At 37.5% G+C, this 17,159-nt stretch carries 14 protein-coding genes; all 14 read left to right on the top strand.

The features are described from left to right. Positions 1 to 9: 9 nt before the first annotated feature. The 14 genes from NYP54_RS04965 to NYP54_RS04900 all read left to right on the top strand — a co-directional run bounded on the left by NYP54_RS04965 (position 10) and on the right by NYP54_RS04900 (position 17,155). Positions 10 to 816 (top strand): hypothetical protein, encoded by an 807-nt coding sequence (locus tag NYP54_RS04965; protein WP_283157419.1) that lies wholly within the window; start codon positions 10 to 12, stop codon positions 814 to 816. 18 nt (positions 817 to 834) lie between these two features. Then, a complete protein-coding gene (locus NYP54_RS04960; RefSeq protein ID WP_117002236.1) occupies positions 835 to 1,272 on the top strand; it encodes a hypothetical protein in 438 nt (145 codons plus the stop codon). A gap of 12 nt (positions 1,273 to 1,284) precedes the next feature. Next, complete coding sequence (locus tag NYP54_RS04955; RefSeq protein ID WP_283157418.1) at positions 1,285 to 1,944, top strand: DotU family type IV/VI secretion system protein; 660 nt, start codon at positions 1,285 to 1,287, stop codon at positions 1,942 to 1,944. A 14-nt stretch (positions 1,945 to 1,958) separates the two neighbouring features. Next, positions 1,959 to 3,353, top strand: a complete 1,395-nt coding sequence (gene iglH, locus NYP54_RS04950) for a type VI secretion system baseplate subunit TssF/IglH (protein WP_283157417.1) — start codon at positions 1,959 to 1,961, stop codon at positions 3,351 to 3,353. Between the two features lie 153 nt (positions 3,354 to 3,506). Beyond that, entirely contained in the window at positions 3,507 to 4,766 is a 1,260-nt protein-coding gene (locus tag NYP54_RS04945) for a hypothetical protein (RefSeq protein ID WP_283157416.1), read from the top strand. A gap of 501 nt (positions 4,767 to 5,267) precedes the next feature. Then, on the top strand, positions 5,268 to 6,443 hold the full coding sequence (locus NYP54_RS04940; RefSeq protein WP_283157415.1) for a hypothetical protein: 1,176 nt from the start codon (positions 5,268 to 5,270) through the stop codon (positions 6,441 to 6,443). 247 nt (positions 6,444 to 6,690) lie between these two features. Then, the gene (gene tssB, locus NYP54_RS04935) at positions 6,691 to 7,251 is read left to right on the top strand and encodes a type VI secretion system contractile sheath small subunit (protein ID WP_283157414.1); all 561 of its coding nucleotides are present in this window, start codon (positions 6,691 to 6,693) and stop codon (positions 7,249 to 7,251) included. A 3-nt stretch (positions 7,252 to 7,254) separates the two neighbouring features. Further along, entirely contained in the window at positions 7,255 to 8,754 is a 1,500-nt protein-coding gene (gene tssC, locus NYP54_RS04930) for a type VI secretion system contractile sheath large subunit (protein ID WP_117002229.1), read from the top strand. A gap of 47 nt (positions 8,755 to 8,801) precedes the next feature. Next, positions 8,802 to 9,404 carry a hypothetical protein gene (locus tag NYP54_RS04925; RefSeq protein WP_117002228.1) on the top strand — a complete coding sequence of 201 codons (603 nt, stop codon included), beginning with the start codon at positions 8,802 to 8,804 and terminating at the stop codon, positions 9,402 to 9,404. Next, a complete protein-coding gene (gene tssK / locus NYP54_RS04920) occupies positions 9,405 to 10,667 on the top strand; it encodes a type VI secretion system baseplate subunit TssK (protein ID WP_283157413.1) in 1,263 nt (420 codons plus the stop codon). Then, positions 10,664 to 11,743, top strand: coding sequence for a type VI secretion system protein IglI family protein (locus tag NYP54_RS04915; RefSeq protein ID WP_283157412.1), 1,080 nt, complete (start codon positions 10,664 to 10,666; stop codon positions 11,741 to 11,743). The genes tssK and NYP54_RS04915 overlap by 4 nt, the downstream gene beginning before the upstream one ends. 11 nt (positions 11,744 to 11,754) lie before the next feature. Further along, positions 11,755 to 14,718, top strand: coding sequence for a PAAR-like protein (locus NYP54_RS04910; RefSeq protein WP_283157411.1), 2,964 nt, complete (start codon positions 11,755 to 11,757; stop codon positions 14,716 to 14,718). Positions 14,719 to 14,727: 9 nt separating this feature from the next. Next, positions 14,728 to 15,168 carry a hypothetical protein gene (locus NYP54_RS04905; protein ID WP_283157410.1) on the top strand — a complete coding sequence of 147 codons (441 nt, stop codon included), beginning with the start codon at positions 14,728 to 14,730 and terminating at the stop codon, positions 15,166 to 15,168. 73 nt (positions 15,169 to 15,241) lie between these two features. After that, entirely contained in the window at positions 15,242 to 17,155 is a 1,914-nt protein-coding gene (locus NYP54_RS04900; RefSeq protein ID WP_283157409.1) for a hypothetical protein, read from the top strand. Positions 17,156 to 17,159: the final 4 nt, after the last annotated feature.

The raw sequence follows: 17,159 nt of genomic DNA, 5'->3' as shown, positions 1-17,159 counted from the left end.
AGACAGATTATGGCGCGTGTGTTATCAAATAAAACCTTACATAATCTGCAGCAGCATGCAAAGAAATTTAGTTTAAGTTATTTGCTGCAGCAGCTGTTTATGCTCGGTTTTGATATTCAAAATATTGAATTTGAAAGTGTTGAAAGTAGCGCTTTTCATACACACACGATTGCTTACTTATATTATGTTGATGATAAAATAATCATTGGTGTGAACTTAGGATGGCTTGCAGCGCAGTCCAAGCTCAAAGATATTGGTTTTTCAGAGGACTTTTTGCAAAGTAAAACATTTGCGCAATATGCTAACCAATGGTTGAAACATATATTGATGTTATTGCATTTGGACTTAATGGTGGAGTCAAAGGATGCGTTTAACGCCATTACTGAAAATAATACTTTGGCATTAAACTCCTATGCTGAGCTTCATTACCAAGTAGCAAGCCTTTTCCCTGAGTATTATTTTGATCTTAAGGTTAATCATGCGAATTCTTTAGTAAGACCAAAACAGATGATTTTAGGACAAGCCATATTGTCTGACCAACATGGGCAGATAGGTCATGTGATTTTTGAAGCAAAAAACAGAATTCAAATCACTTTAAATATTGAAGAAGGTTTAAGTGAGTATGAGATCGTGCGTATTACCCAGCTTTTGCAGGCAAAATGGTGCGCGCACTATGGTAGTTTTTGGCATGGCTATCTTTTGCAATTACATATGAGATTATTGACAAATCAAGAGAGCACCTATTTATCAAGTAGGTTGACGACTACGACAAAACTAAATGCAAGACAGCAGTTGCTCTTTGAGCAAGAACTATAAATCCGGAGATAATAACAAATGAGAAAGATACTACATAAAAGTAAATTATTGATTGTTGCATTTGCTGTGTTGTCATTAGGTGGTTGTGCAATGTTTAGCACTTCACCGACGCTAACACTTAAAATGCATCTAGATAACAATAGTAATAATAGTCAAATTTTGACCGTGTTAGCAGCACCGATGTCCGAGCAAAGCTTTATCAATACAGATTATGAGAAAGCGTTAAGCTTGGTGGGCAAATCAAGCTCACATACCGTAACGCTCACACCGGATAACTTTGCTGATGGTGATTATGTGTATAAGGTGCCAGCAAATGAACATCAAGGCATGGGTATTTTTGTGTTCTATACCAATGTGGCGAGCAATACGCAGTGGAAACAATATATTCCTGAAGCCTATGGCAAGAAGTATGAAGTGACAATAGGTAAAGATAGTCTATCGAATTTTAGCGCTTAGGAGGCAAAGAAGATGCAACAGGATTTTTTGATTTGGAAAGATATTAGTCAGCTGATTTTGAAATCAGAGTCATATGGCAAGGAGATTGATAATCTGGCGAATGTTGATATTGAAGAAACGATTGAGACAAGAGCTTTTTTTCGCAATGCATTACATCAAATAGCGCAAAAAGTAGAGCGTCTACACAATGCAAAGATTGCTAAATATACAAGTTTTGGCATAGCTGTGTGGCTAGATGAGATACTCGCTGGGATCTATGAGTATGCAGCACACCCTTGGCCTAGCTTGCAAAAGGAGCTTTTTGAGACGACTGAAGGTGGGGTGAAGTTTTACGAATATGTCGATGATGTATTAGCAAACCCATTTTACCCTAAGTTTATCTATGAGCTGTATTACTGCATGCTAACAGGTGGGTTTAAAGGCAAATATCCTGCGGAATCAGAGCGTTATGCAATTGCTAATTATATTAATAAGCTTAAGGAAATGTTGCAGTTTGAGCATGAGAAGCCATTGTTAGAAAGTAATGATTTATCAATACCTTTGGTAACAAAAAGCAGATATTTACGTGTGGCTAATAAAGTCAAGCAATGCTTTAGACAGCACTTAGGCTTGATCTTAGGCGGATGTGTTGCTTTAACATATTTGTTATGCGGTGTTTTAGTCTATTTCTAATCTAAGGAGTCTCTATGCAAGATGTATTAGCACAGAAATTTATCCAGCTTCAGTCTGTATTGGAAAGCGATGTCAAAGATCTTAAAAGAGATGTTTTGCAGTATATCTATAATGCACGTCTTAGGTCGTTTAATACAAGAATTCCCTATTTACAAAGTGCTATTCCATATAAGCTGTTTACTGAGATTAAGCTCAAGCCGTCACAGGTAAATGCTGTGGATTTATTATTGAGTGATCGCATTGAAGCATTAACCAAAGATGGTCAAAAATGCACATTGCATCCGATGTTTAATACACAAATCTTGCCTTGTGAAATCACAAATCGCAGAAGTGATGGTGATAAGATATATTTGAGTCTAAATAACTTGTCTGGCTTTTTTTATCTTGATCAAAACCATATTGATATTTGGTGTTTTGATGAGAATGAAATCCTTGCTAGTAATTACTTTGATGTACTTAAAGAAGCTGAATTCTCGCTAGAATTTACACTGCAAGGTGAGAAAAGAACAAAAAGAGCAGTTGTTGATAAGCTTCATTATGCCTATATGCATCCACATGAATATTTAAAAGATCAATTAAGAGATAGACGGTTTTATCAAGGATTACGATTGCAGTTTAATAACGACTTTTATGAAGAGGAAATTAAATCAATAGAGCTTGTTATCGATTTTAAAGGGAAAATGATTGATGTCGAAGAAGGTATATCACTGATTAAGGTTAATCACCTGCCATTGATCAACTATCATATTGATTATGCATTACCCATTCGGGTCGATGGCTCCAAAGATAGTTATCCGATTATTTTAAACCATGAAAAAAATGATTTGTTGTTGCGAGAGCTTGAAGTTAGTTTGATTCAAGAGACCAAAACTACACGTTTATATCCTCAAAGTAGCTGTGGTTATGGTGAGCCAAGCTATACTTTAGTGCCTGCTGAGAAATCAATACATCAAAGATATACGCACATACAGTTTCATAATATCCCATTTGAGCCTGGGATGCAGGCTCAAATAAAGGCTGCATGGCACAGTGGTTATCGCCAGCTGGGCAGACTAGAAAGCTTTAGTATTCCTTCTAAACCGATTGAGTCATTAAAGCTGGCTCCAATCATGAACTTGGAGGCCTCTGCTTCTGTTGTCTTAGACTTTTATGCAATGCAACTGATTCAAAAATTAAGTTACAAGAGAAATATTTTGCATAAAGATTTACTCGACTTAGTCACTGAAATTTTACCACTGCAATATCAACAAGAAAAATTGACACACTTGATAGCATATTTACGAGATGTTGAAGATCAAATTGTGCATATGAATAATGCTAAAGAGATTAGTTTTTGTAAGGATACTGCGCTCAATCGCTATTTAAATACGATGTTTAAGATATTAGTTCAGTTTAAAAATCAGCTGTAAAGAAAGAGGCTATTTTGGCTATACTCAGTCAGATATATTTTTATTAAAATATGATCTACTAGTAAATAAAATAAAGTCACTTTGAAATCGCAGACATATGATTAAATTTATGATCACTCATGATGAGAACTCAATGCTAAAGCAGGAAATAATATGTGTAATGAGCTAACAATTTTAATAAGAATACGTCCTACTTTTTATCAACAGGCTGTTAATGCAGGTCGGTATTATTTAAATGCTGCCTGTTCTTATGCAAGTAGTTATTTTAAACCTTGTGATGAAGATCAAAGAGATCAAACGCTTTCAAATAGTTTGAGCAAAAACTATAAAGGGTTAAAAAACTTTATTACCTTAGATCTTCATCCTAAAAACTTTGAGTTTTATGAGGAGCAATATTTTAGGGGGTGGTTGAACTATTATTACTATCGCAAAAAACTGGATCCATATACACGTATTAGAATACTTGTGCTAGGGCATGGCGCACCAGATAAAAGCAAAATGCATTCGGATGTTGGTGGAGCAATCGATTGCCAACTAGTTGCTAATTGTATTTACCATTGCTATAAAACATTTAGAAATAAAGCTGTTCAAGAAACAGTGATTGAGGTGGTTTCATGCTCGGCAGCATCGGGGCAGTCAGACTCGATTCATGAGAAAGTTTGTAAGATGTTGCAATCTAAAAAAGATTTTTATGGCTCGGTTAGATCTAGCTTGTTTGTATATACTTTAGATGATCAGGCCAACCATGGTGCGGTGGTTTCATTAAGTGATGATGATGGAGTGACAGTTACACAATATACACTTTGCTGCCCCATCTTACAAACGACTTCAATTCAAGGCGCTCAATGCAACCACACTTATATGGAAAGGGACAATCATAGCTATAAAAGTTTTGGTGTACAGCAGAATGGCTTGACTCACTGGAGAGAGATTAACACCGTTTTTAGCATACTTAAATCAGTGTATACATCAGTATATGATCTTGAATTAACTGAGGATACAAAAGATGAGGTGAAATATATTTATGATGTGTTTATTGAAATAGTTAAAGCGTTTGAGCTTTTATTCGAGCAAAGACCGTCACATATGCTAAATGAAGCTTCAGCTAGCAGAAAGCTTGCTTATGCAAGTCATTTAATTGAGCAAGGAATAAGTAAAAAACAAATATCATTAAATCTGGAAGTATTAAAAGAATCTAATTTGTTAATTTATATGTTGATGTCAAGGTTGCTTTTAAAAGATAAAAAATACCATCAAAGGATATCTAAATATCATGAGTACGACACTGATTTTAAAGATGTATTAATCAGTGTTTTAGAGAATATTTCGGCATCATCAAAATTATTAGGGCAGCACAGAATTTATGATATTTGTCGAAGACACTACTTAAGCGTCAAAAGCCAGATGGTTTAATGCTTTATAGAGGCATTTGATTGAGTGTTTTTTACAGATTGTAGGAAGTTTGGTATGTGGTTGCGGTAAAAAAAGGTTCACAGAAACTAATTATTATTTCGCAAGTTATGTACTTATGATTCGAATTTGGGTTTGTTAAAAAAATATGGGAGTCGTTTTATGGAATGTTATAGTTGTGGATATATATCGGAAACAAAATATACATGCTCAGTTTGCGGTAAGCATCTATGGCGAGTACCTGAAGAAAGTAGTAGCTCAAGGGTGAGTGGTGGGCGAGAATTTTGTATTCCTGATCCACAAAGACCACAATCTTTATTTCATCAGAATCTAATGCAGCAGCGCTCTTGCTCACCTGCAGCTAGTCGCTATCATAGTGGTGGTTATTCTGCTAGAAGTGCGCACTCTTATGAGCAACACCATAGAGTAGTCCATAGGCGTGCACAAACGCCCAGTTCAAGGTGCTTTCGTGAAGATTCAGCCGCGGATAAAATTAAAAGCGGTATGCGTGCAACCGAAAATCTGGCTACTGCTGCTAAAATGGTACAGACCACAGGGAATGCTGTTCGTGGTGGATATAATGCAAGGTATCAAGGTGACCAAGTTCCTAGCCATTCCAAAGGTTGGGGGGAGTTAAATGCTGGAACTTTTGCTTTAGGAAGTGTTGGGTTAGTGCGTACTATGGGTAATGCTGTGGCTACAATAGTAGATGATGAGGCTTCAACAAAAAGTCGCTGTGTAGCAGCATCACAGGCGGCTTTAGGAGCTGCAGAAAATACCCTAACAATTATCGCACGCTCTACTACTTCTGCAGCTTCTCATGCAACAACATTAGCTGGTGGAGTAGTTGGTGCTGTTGGCGGTGTGGTGTCTGCTGCTGATGATGTTTCAAAAATCATAAGTTACTGTGAAAAGATCGATGATACTTATATAGCGCTTTATATGGTTAATAAGTACTTTGAAAGGTTTTTACGCTATGGAGTAAGAGGAGCGGTTGATGAAGGTCAGTTGATATCTATCGCCTCATTAAAAGGCATGCTTTCTTGGTTGTTGGTTAAGTATGAAAATGCTTGCGATCGCCGCAAGGTCTCATTAGCGAATAATAGTGTTCAGGCTTGCCTTGGTGTCATCTCTACAATCGCTTTTGCGGCAGGATCTGCTGCAACCGTTGGTGCACTTATGGTAGTTGGTGCTGCTTTTGGTCTCTGCTATCTTGGTTATGCTGGGTATCAGAAATATTCGCATTACCAAAGCAATAGGGAGCGCTTTGCTGAGTATAGGGAAATGGTGCAGTATGCATTTGAAAGAAATGATATTACTGAAAGGCAATATCGTGAAGAAATGCAGTTAATGAGTCTTGCCAAAAGACATTCATCAGAACAGCACCATTATTTTGGTAGAACATTTGGAGATTATATGAGAACTAAGATAGCGGCATTCACTTTAGAAACGCATAGTAGACGGTATAATGAGATAGATCCATTTGATGGCTATAATGGGAGGATGATTTTATATATGTATAAGAAAATTTCACAACTCATCGGCTTTAATCCTCAGAGACATGCTAATTATTATCGTTTAATTAATCATAAATTTAATGGACATGTGGTAAGAGATTATGAAATCAATAGTGCTTTTGATCATGACGTAATTAATTTATCATTAAAAATTGATAAGTAACTATTCAATAAAAAGCTGATTTCCCTAAAACTCTTAAGGGATATTAAGGCATGATCCATTGTATTTATTATAATTTAATCTGCCGTAGAGGCAAAAGCTATACGTGTAGGGACAACTCGAGTTTTATCGATTATAACATTAGGCCAATATGGCTATGTTTCCGTTGAGATTGGTGAGTTAATATTAATCACATGAAGATCACTAGTTGGTGATTTTATAGTAAGTGTTAAATAAATTGGAGAAACAAATGGCAGTAGTTGATGAAATTCCTAAATCACGTATCACCCTTAAATACCCTGTAGAAATCAATGGCAAAAAGGTAAAAAAAGAATTGCCGTTTAGGATGTTAGTTATGGGGGACTTTTCGTTGGGGAAATCAAAAGATCGCCAAATAGATTTTGATGCCAGAGAGGTGCGTCAACTTGATGGCAAAAATTTAGACAAAACAATTAAAGATATGGGGATCACATTAAATCTTAATGTCGAAAACAAAGTAGATCCTTCCAATGAAGGTTCTATTGATGTCAATATCCCCATCGAAAATATAAAGTCATTCAACCCTACGAGTGTTGCTCAATCAGTACCAAAGATTAAAGCGCTGAATTTAATGAAAACATTACTGATTGAATTGCAAGCAATGTCAGATAATAACAAGGCGTTTCGTCGTAAACTTAACGATATTTTAAAGGCACATGAAAGTGCTAACGAACTTAAGTCAAATCTAAATGCACTTGAAAATTACACCTTACCAAAAGCAGAGGCTGCGAATGTGATCGAAGGTGAAATTGATAGCACTGCTAAGGAGTAAATAATGACAGCAGAAAATACACAAACTTTAAGTGCAATTGAAGCTTTACTCAGTTCCGCAAGTTTAAATGCAACAGCCGTTGCACAAACCCCAATGGTTGCTAATGCGTTTTCAAATGTGGAGGAAAACTGCAGTGAGGAAAATCGCCTGCTTGCAAGTCTGGCAGCACTCATGGCAAATGCCGAGGTAGAGGACTTTAGTGCGGGCTTTAATAAATCAATTGCACAGCGGATTATTGATCGCATCGATAATGCCATTAATGATCAAGTTAATGAAATCATGCATCAGCCAGAGTTCAAACATATTGAATCTCAATTTACCTCATTAGCAGACTTAGTGAAAGATACCAACTTTCAGGCCAATATTAGAATTGATTTTTTAGATGCGTCTAAAGATGAACTTGCTGAGGACTTTGAGTGCAATAGTGTTGATATTGCAGGGTCGTCATTATTCAAAAAAGTTTATATCGCAGAGTATGATCAATATGGCGGTGAGCCATATGGTTCAATTGTTGGGCTGTATGAATTTGATCGTTCAAATGAGGATCTGGATTGGTTGTCAACTATGGGCAAAATATCAGTTGCCTCACATGCACCATTTGTGTCAGCAGTTAAGCCGCAGTTTTTTGGCTGCGACTCTGTTGAAGAGTTGTCGCAGATCAAAGACCTTGAGGGGTTAATGAATCACCCTAAATTTGGTAATTGGAATAAATTTAGAAAAACAGAGCAGGCAACTTATGTTGGTTTGACACTCCCACGTTATGTCTTAAGACTGCCTTATGACCCAGAGATCAATCCAGCAAACAAAGGTCTTAAAGGCTTTAAAGAAGATATTAATCCATTAAATGATAATGATTACTTATGGGGCTCAAGTGCCATATTGTTTGCTAAGAATTTAACCAAATCGTTTGAGCGCTCTGGTTGGTGCCAGCATATTCGTGGTCCAAAGGCAGGGGGCATGGTTGAGAATCTTGCCACGCATACTTTTGATATTCGTGGGAAGGAGGAGGCAAAGCCACCGGTGGAGTTTGTGATTCCTGATTATCGTGAGTTTGAGTTTGCTAAGTGTGGTTTCATTCCTTTGGTATACAACAAGGGAACAACAGAGGCGTGTTTTTTTAGTGCGCAATCAGCGAAATATGTTGAGACCTTTGAAGATCCCAAAGACTCTGAAAACGCGCAGATGATTTCAAATCTGTCATACACTTATTCAATTACACGAATTGCGCATTATGTTAAATCTGTGATGCGTGACAATATTGGTTCAACAGCAGATGGCGCTTATATCCAGAACCAATTATCAAAGTGGCTCAACGATTATGTAACCGCAGTAACGGATCCAGATGATGTAACATTACAGCGATTCCCTTTTAAAACAGCCAAGATTGAGGTGAACTCTGTGGATGGAAAAATCGGTTGGTATAACTGCAAAATTAGTGTGCTACCTCATCTTCAATTTGAGGGTATGGATGCTGAGTTAAAGCTAGACTCTCGATTAGCTTAAAAATTAATGTGTAAAACATAAACGCAACGACAAAAGGAGTGTTTTAAATGAATAGTACAGCGATTAATAAAACGTTTGACCCATATGTTTTATTAGATCAGGGCAATGCCTTGCAACATGAAGAGTATGCAGTTATTACTGAGCTAAAAATCAATGGGACTGAACTGCCAAAAGGTGTGAAATATAAGCAGCCAACTGATGATGGTGTGAGTGATGCAGAAGCCGTTGCTATTATCGATACATTTAACTTAGGTGAGCGTTCGTCAAGCCCGTTATCGATCAGATTTATGTATCCTGCAGCCCATCACACAGCACTTGTGACAACGATGCAAAGCTTTAAAGCGGATAATCAATTAATTGAGCTGAAGTTTGAAATTCATAAATTTGCAGGTAAAGATGGAACCGGTGAAGGACAGTGGGTTGTCTATGCGAAAAATGAAGATGCAATTACAACCCGTCTGGATAGTTTTGGTGGTAAGCCTGCTGCTGAATATAATAAAGACTCTTTAGATGCACATGAGAAATTTGGGATATGGACATTGACCTTTTTGCCACCATCATTAAAGGCAACTAATCCTAATATTACGATTGATTTAGGACAAGGGCAAAAAACAGCACGTGCTTGGGGTATTGCTTCAAATGCAGCATAAATGAATGAATTTCAATACTGGGAGTTTAGTATGCATCAAGTCAATTGGAAAAATGGTCAATTACTTTTGCCTCAGCATTTTAATATGATGGGTGATCATTATGTTGCACTTATTGTTCAACGCTCGAAATTACAAGGTGAAGCTTTTTATGGTTTTGCTGATTTAGTGATTGATCGTGACTTGTGCGCAATGGGTGTTATCCGCTTTAAAGTGCTTAAAGCAATTGATGTTTGCGGTCAATATTATGAATTGCATAATAATCTCAGTATTGAAGAATGCTTGCTAGATGAGCTATTAAAGACGTCAAATAAAGAGGTTTATTTACATGTTTTCTCGGCAAAACCTAAAGAGATATCGGTCGTCGATCATCAAATTGAGATCAAAAGCTACAAGGCAGTTTTGTCTAGCGCTCCCACTATGGATGGAAGTGTTAGTAGCTTTCCTTTTTGTAAGATTTCAATGCTGCCATCTGGTAAATGTGAGCTTAATGCCTTAGCAAAAACGCCTATTTTAAGTTTTTATAACAGTCTATTTTGGGAAAGCTACAAAGATCAGATTAAAAGCATTGTTTTGTCCATTGAGGCGCGAATTAAAAATGACTTACTAAATCATATTTCAGCCAGTAAATATGTGATGGCACAGACAGTTTTGATGCATAGCTATCGCATTGATAATTGCATGATGACCATGGAGCAAGGCGGTCGATCATCACCTGATTATTTATTTCAGCAGTTATATGATTTTTATCTTTGTTTTTGCAATTATATCGATGATGAACCTATTACTGAGTTGACTTATCAGCATAACACATGCTGTAAGTGTTTGAATGATTTGGTTGAACACTTAGGTTTTATCGCCAAATATGAAGTGAAAGAAGCTTCATTGTTAGCCTTTAATAAAGGTATGCGCTATATAGAGCTCAAAGAAATCCCAGAGATTATTTTAGGTTCAAATCGAGTTTACTTACTCATTCAAGGGTTAACCAAAGATTTTAATATTGATGATATCAAGGTTGCCAGTAGTGAACGCTTACCTGTAGTGCATCAAAAAGCATTGCCTGGTTTGCAATTAACCCATGAAAAAGAGACATTATTTTCGCATATTTTTGATGCGAATACCCAAATCTATAAAGTGGAGGCAGGTCGAGAATGGGACAATGTGATTCATTATGGCAATATGGCCATGACAACAACCCCTCAGCTTGAAAATGCCAAGATCTTTTTATACTCACCGGACTATAAGGTCGAAAGGAGCGCGCTATGAGTGAATGTATTGATTTTGCTGAGCTATTAGCCAGTGAGGATGTATTATCACAAGTTGATTTATCTGAGATTGTTGACTGGAGCCAAAAGGGCGATTATATAAAATGTATGGAGATGTCGATGTCAAAGTTAGCCGAAGGTTACTTTGATATTCGTTTGGTATGTTATTACCTTTTTGGACTTTGCCATCAAAACTTCAATGAACATGCGATATACGCTTTTGATAGTTTGCATTTTATCTTGCAAGATCGTTATGAAATACTGCAACCATATAAGTTTAAACCTCGCCAAATTGAAAGTGCCTTAGGGTGGTTTGTTAGTGGGGTGATGGATAATTTAACTTATCAAGAAAGCCAGAAATCGCGTTTAAGTATTGCAGAAGATGTTGTCAATGCTTTTGACTTGCTTGTGGTTTGTATCATGCAATTAGCCCCCAGTTTGCAAGGCAGCTACAAGAAGTTACAACATTTTCTGCAACAACGATTAGCTAGAGCTGTTGTAGAGTCTCCGTTGAAGGGTAGTGATGACTATGAGGTCGCAACAGAGATGGACTTAGAACTCAATGAGAAAAAGGCTCAAGTTGCATCAGGCTCATTAAAAGAAGCATCACAAAAATGGTTTGATTTGCTAGCGAAGCTTGAGACATTTGATTTATTAAAGGCCAAAGGTCAGATGACTGCTGCCGCTGCCTTATATCATCACATATATAAAGAGCTATCACAGTTTAATCCGTTACAGTATTTCCCAAGTATTTTCATTGGGTTTTATCAGCAAAGTTTTGACCCTAAGTTTCAAACATTGGTTAATCATATGAATGATAATCTTAATTCGTTGCAGTGGAGTATTCTTGAGAATATTATTCATTCGGATCATAGGTTATTGTTAGATCAACCGTTTGATAATAATGGCAGTGCTGTTGATAAGGAGATCTTTAATGGACTTATTGCCAATACGCCAATGCCAAGCTTACAAAGTCCTGTGCATGAGCGCTATGACTATGAGAGGGATCACTCACCACAACAACCGTTCCAAGAACGTGAGAGTCATTACAACAACGAGTTTATACGTCAAGATTAAAGGTGATTATGGTGGAAAATGAGTTAGCATCGTCTGAAAAATCAATATGCCCGAATGCGCAAAATTGCCGAGGAAGCTGTCATAACCAACAGGTTGAGACATTATCAAATAGTTGGAAATATGCTTTGATGGGGGCGTATGCGATGACTGATTATCAGCCCCCTACTCAAGATACTCCTTCGTTTGATTCAAATGAATCATTTGAGAAAAATGCTAACGATTATGACAATATGCTCAAACAGTCGCTATCTGATCAAAGTGGCACATATCAATCAAGCATTGATCAAGTTGCTAATATGGATGCTATAAAGCAAGGTGTAAGTGATCAGCAATCGCAGTTATATGCGTTAAAGGCAAATGCTACTTTCACTCAGCCTGAGAGACCTGAGTTAAGTAGTGCAGGATCACCTGCTCAAATACAGATGATGATAGCAAATAGTCATCTAGATGCTCTTAAGAATTACAAAGGTGCCATTGAGAATTGTCCAGATGATATGCTCTCTGAGCAATTAAATGCACAAAGCAATATGGGTTTAAACCAACAGGCACTTACTCAGCAATATGATGATGCATTACAACAAAGTATTACAGGGCATGCGCAAGCATCTCGTTTCCCACAGGCAAATCAATTTATGTTGTTGCAACAAAGCTATACCTCAGCAGTCAGTAGCTTGATGCCCTTTGCGCGTAGTCACTCTGCGTTAAATGCAAATATTGGTGATTTTCAACAACGTATGAATGATACCTCTAGCGAATTGATGCAGCTGTATGCGATGCATAGTAGTGCTCAGTCAAATCAAGCCGATATAAATGCTCAAATGACAAAGGTGCAAACGAGCATAGCAAATACACAAGCAAGCTTTAATCAAATCAATGCGACCTGTCAAAACAATGATTTATACCAACAGTCATTGCAAACGGAAGCAGGTATCTATCGTGCGCATATTGAAGCCACTCAAGTGAATTATCAGCTTTCGCAGATCAAGCAAGACTCATCCAATACAAACGCTATAGCAAATGGTAATGATTTGCAGCAGCGAATAAGCTATATATCGACGCAAACGCAACACATAAGTCGTCAATATTGGGCGGCGCAGTCAGCAGATGCTTCAACACAATATCAACCGCTAGCAACGCTAAATAACCAATTACAACAACATCAATTATCAGAAGATAGTATCAATCAACAGATGATGAAAGCATTAAACAATGCGCAAAATGCAGCTGATGTTATTAATAGTGCCAAAGGTTGCAAAGACTTTGCCAATCGATCAGGAAAATATGCGCAAGCTTTAGGTCACTTAAATACTTCTTTAACACAATTAAATACACATGCTGCTACCATAAGTAATAGCTATCAGCAAACATTAAATGATCAGTTGACTCAGGCAAATGAGCAAATGAATGGTTTGCAAAATGCGCATGCGCAGCAGCTTGCCGCATTGAGTGGTTGCATTAATGACAATAAATCAATGTCGCAAGCACAAGATCATTATGCGCAGTCATTAGGTCACTTTAATCAATTGCAAAGTCAAATGAAGTCACAAGCAATAACCGCTCTTAATGACTCGCCGCAAAACGGTGAGAAAAGATTAGCACAAATACAAGCATTACAAGATAAAGCAATGGCTGCATATGCAAAGGCGCAAGCCGACTATGCCAAACTTAAGGCGGCATATTTAGAAAAACTTGCTGAGATTCAAGCAGCAGCACAGAAAATGCAAAGTATGTTAAATAGTAAGCTAAATGCAGCGAATGCGATGACACAAAATCTATCTAATCAAGTGTCGCAAACTTTCTGTAATGTCAACCCAATGATTTCATTAAGTCAATCAGCGTCTATTAATGAAATAGCAACGTTACAACCAAGCACGTTAAAGAAACTCAATCAGCTCAACACAGAGTTAATAAAAGCACAGCAGAGTATGAGTGGGCTCACAAGCCAAAGTAGTTCGGCACAGTTGACACAAAATCTGGCAGTGATTAATCAATCACAGGCACAAGTAGCTGCGGTACTTAACGATATGCAGCAGCAAGTTAATAAGCAGATTGCAGCAACGAAACCTAAGCTATGCCCTCTATTATCAACAGGTGTTGATGTGATGCAGTTCAAGGCAGATAATATCAAACAAAGCCTCATGCAAGCACGCATGAATTTTCCAAGTTGCCCACATGCAACAGATCAAATAAATGATGCCTATCAACAAGTTAATCAATTACATTCAAACTTTCAACAGGCTTTAAACCCATCACAAGATCAAGTCGCATTACCACAAAACCTACTTCAGCTACGTGATAATGCACTGAATATGCAAGCAAATGGCAATAATTTACTAGTTAATGGTCAGACTGCTATGAATACAAGTGTTACACTTGGTCAATCGGTAAGTTTAAATACACAGGCAATGGCAAATTTTCCTGCAATGCCAAATGAAGGAAGCCTATTAGCCTCAATGCAATTGCCACCCTTGCCAGATCTAAATAGTTTATTACCAAATAATGTCGTTATTCCACAGGTAACGGATATGCTTAATCAGCTAACTGCGGCATTAGGTTGTGTGATGAGTGCATTTGCAACACCTAGTGGTAGTGGTGAGAAAATGGTCGCAGTCTCATCCGGTGCTGAAATTCGTTGTATGATGGGGGCGGCTCCCTTGCCATTAACCGTGCTTCCCTTTGGTGTGAACCTATCTCCTGGGAAGCCGGCAACTTTACCGATCAATATGATTCCCTTTTTGAATGTAAAACCGTTTTCACCATGCACAAATCCAGCAAATCCATTGGTGATTGCCTCTTTGGGGGCGCCATCAACTTGTATGCCATTGACGGTACCATGGTTTCCTTTGGCAACGATGACGCAAGGATTAAGCATGCCTTTAGTACGTCAAAATAGTCAATTGCACTGTGCCTTTACTGCAATGAGTGGCATGGTTACCGTGGTTAACCCAGGGCAAGATGCCATCGAAGTGGCTTAAGGTAAAAAAATGGCAACATTAAATACGGCTGATATTACCCTTGCTGCAAATACACCGAGCATTACATTGACAACTCAGCTTAAGAATAGTGAGGATCAATATCAATACTGCCTTGATGCAAAAGCTAAACTGTCTAATGAATCAGTACCAGAAGGCACGATTCAGAAAAAAAGCAAACAAATCACGCTAACTGCCGATGAAACGCTTACAGCTCAAGTAAAAAACACAACTTTAAAGCTAGGTAGTGATGAAGCATTTATTGAAATCGGTAGTGCGAAATTCGATATTAAAGATGGTGAGATTTCAATCTGTGTGGGAAGCTCTAAATTAACGATTTCAGACAGTTCGATCACAATCAAGGCAGAAAATATTGAGCAAGATGGGCAAAGTATTAGCATGAAAGGTGACTCAATTAGTGGTAAAGCGCCACAGGTTAATCTAGGTCCATAAAGCCACTTTGGCTATGTTCTTTTTTCTCAAAAAGGATATGTTGGGTATAGGATTAATAAATAGGTTGAAATAAATGGCATCTTTCGACACTCAGCTACTGCAAATTCAATTAATTCCATTAGATAAAAGCAATAAAGCACAACAGGATAAATTGCTTGAGATTAATGGCTCTTTTATTCATCAATTTACATTGGATATGCAAGTAAGTGGTTTTACTGGAGACTTAACACTGATTCCCTTGGACTACGATAAATTATTGATTAATTCAGTCAGAGATTTGATGATGAAAGGTGCGGTTAAAATTAATATATTGATTCAACAAAAATTAAATGTTGATAGTCAAAACAGTCAAGTAAAGCAGCTTATTTTAAGTGGTTACTTAACTGAGTATCAACCGTTGAGCATGGAGTACTTAGATTTTAATAGTCAAATAGACGCCAAAACTAAAAAACCTGTGATTACATCTATGCGTCAGCGCTTAAGATTGAAATTTACTGACCCATTGCAATATTGGTTAAAGCAATCAAGTAAACGCATGGGATTTAAGGATAAAAGTTATGGTGATGTCATCGCCGATATCATGTTACCATTTACAGCACTATGTACCTTGACCGTAGATGAAAAGCTCGCGGATTACCAAACGAAAAGACGGGTTATTATCCCTTGTGTGCATGGAAAGGATATAAGTCATTATGAATATCTAGCGTTTATTGTTGCGCACTATGGTGGTGTGCTAGCCCTTGATTATCAGGCGATGCAGGAGGAAAAGCCAAGTGTGGTGCTGTCAAAGGAATCTGATGGTAGCGTGATAAGCTGGCCTGCGATAAAGACGCCAAAATATCAAATAAAAGCGCTTGCGACAGATAGGGACTCCAAATCCAATACAAATTTGGTTTTTAGCGATTGGCAGCAGTTGATTAATATCAGCCTTGAAAATATCACAAAATCACAAACAGCAGATCAGGTGATTAATACCTTTCCTGAATTAGTAAAAAGCTATCCTGAGAGTGTTGAGGATAAGCCAATATGCATTACAAATAGACGTATATCATCTGCCGTTGAAGATGATGCTAAAAAACAAGCAAATCAGCGATTAAAATTTGAGACAACTCAGAAATTGCCATTGCAACGATTAATAATGCAGTTTGATGTATTACCAAGCTTTATAGGTCGAATATTTCCACTTGAGCAAATGGATTTGAATTTACCATTAGCTGATGGTGAGAGCTTAAATTTATTCGGTGATAAATCTGCTCAAATACATTCATTTAAATTGATGATGAGTCTTCATCAAGCAAACAATGAGGGCGTTTGCCTTGGAAAGGTGAAAGCCGCAGACCTTAAAAGATATTATTCAGCAAGGCATACGCTTGTTTCAGAGTATGTATTTGTTGATCTCAAAGAGCAAGATCTTGCATTTACGCCCAAAGTGAGGGATATGCCATTAATAACGACCGAGGGTGTTGTTGTCGGTAGCTCAGATGCAAATCAACAGCAAAGTAATAAATCAGCACAATATTTATATGTGGTAGATAAAAATAAAAGCCCAGCAATTGACGGTATGAGTTTAGATCAATTGACAAAAGATGAGCTATGTTATTGGGTTAAATTGCCTGAGTTTAACAATCTACTGATACAGGTTCCTGTTAGTGGTTATATCACACATGCTCAATATCATTTGCCATTGAAAGTAGGCACAAGGGTAATGCTGAAATGTAACCCTGAATATGTAATGCTTGATGGTATTATTGCAACGAAAATTATAAAGCCCATTGAAGCGTCGACTCAGCTGGAATCTTTGTTTTGGGGCGCAGATCAGGAGATGTCACTCCAAGCAAGTACTGATAAGACAGGCAAAAAACAAAAACTCAATATGGGGATAGATTTAGGTGAGAATAATGAAAAATCAAACTATAGCATTGAGTTTGATGCACAAGCTAATACCACTAAGATTAGTGCAACAAGTGCAGGTGAATCAGGGAGTTAAGACG

Source organism: Cysteiniphilum sp. QT6929, assembly GCF_030035755.1.
Lineage (GTDB): Bacteria > Pseudomonadota > Gammaproteobacteria > Francisellales > Francisellaceae > Caedibacter > Caedibacter litoralis.
This window is presented reverse-complemented; position numbering and strand designations above follow the sequence as displayed.

What these genes read in the sequence shown, in the direction of transcription:
- tssB (WP_283157414.1), top strand. Translation starts at nt 6,691, where the DNA reads ATGGCAGTAGTTGATGAAATTCCTAAATCACGTATCACCCTTAAATAC.
- NYP54_RS04965 (WP_283157419.1), top strand. Translation starts at nt 10, where the DNA reads ATGGCGCGTGTGTTATCAAATAAAACCTTACATAATCTGCAGCAGCAT.
- tssC (WP_117002229.1), top strand. Translation starts at nt 7,255, where the DNA reads ATGACAGCAGAAAATACACAAACTTTAAGTGCAATTGAAGCTTTACTC.
- iglH (WP_283157417.1), top strand. Translation starts at nt 1,959, where the DNA reads ATGCAAGATGTATTAGCACAGAAATTTATCCAGCTTCAGTCTGTATTG.
- NYP54_RS04960 (WP_117002236.1), top strand. Translation starts at nt 835, where the DNA reads ATGAGAAAGATACTACATAAAAGTAAATTATTGATTGTTGCATTTGCT.
- NYP54_RS04955 (WP_283157418.1), top strand. Translation starts at nt 1,285, where the DNA reads ATGCAACAGGATTTTTTGATTTGGAAAGATATTAGTCAGCTGATTTTG.
- NYP54_RS04900 (WP_283157409.1), top strand. Translation starts at nt 15,242, where the DNA reads ATGGCATCTTTCGACACTCAGCTACTGCAAATTCAATTAATTCCATTA.
- NYP54_RS04940 (WP_283157415.1), top strand. Translation starts at nt 5,268, where the DNA reads ATGCGTGCAACCGAAAATCTGGCTACTGCTGCTAAAATGGTACAGACC.
- NYP54_RS04925 (WP_117002228.1), top strand. Translation starts at nt 8,802, where the DNA reads ATGAATAGTACAGCGATTAATAAAACGTTTGACCCATATGTTTTATTA.
- tssK (WP_283157413.1), top strand. Translation starts at nt 9,405, where the DNA reads ATGAATGAATTTCAATACTGGGAGTTTAGTATGCATCAAGTCAATTGG.
- NYP54_RS04915 (WP_283157412.1), top strand. Translation starts at nt 10,664, where the DNA reads ATGAGTGAATGTATTGATTTTGCTGAGCTATTAGCCAGTGAGGATGTA.
- NYP54_RS04905 (WP_283157410.1), top strand. Translation starts at nt 14,728, where the DNA reads ATGGCAACATTAAATACGGCTGATATTACCCTTGCTGCAAATACACCG.
- NYP54_RS04945 (WP_283157416.1), top strand. Translation starts at nt 3,507, where the DNA reads ATGTGTAATGAGCTAACAATTTTAATAAGAATACGTCCTACTTTTTAT.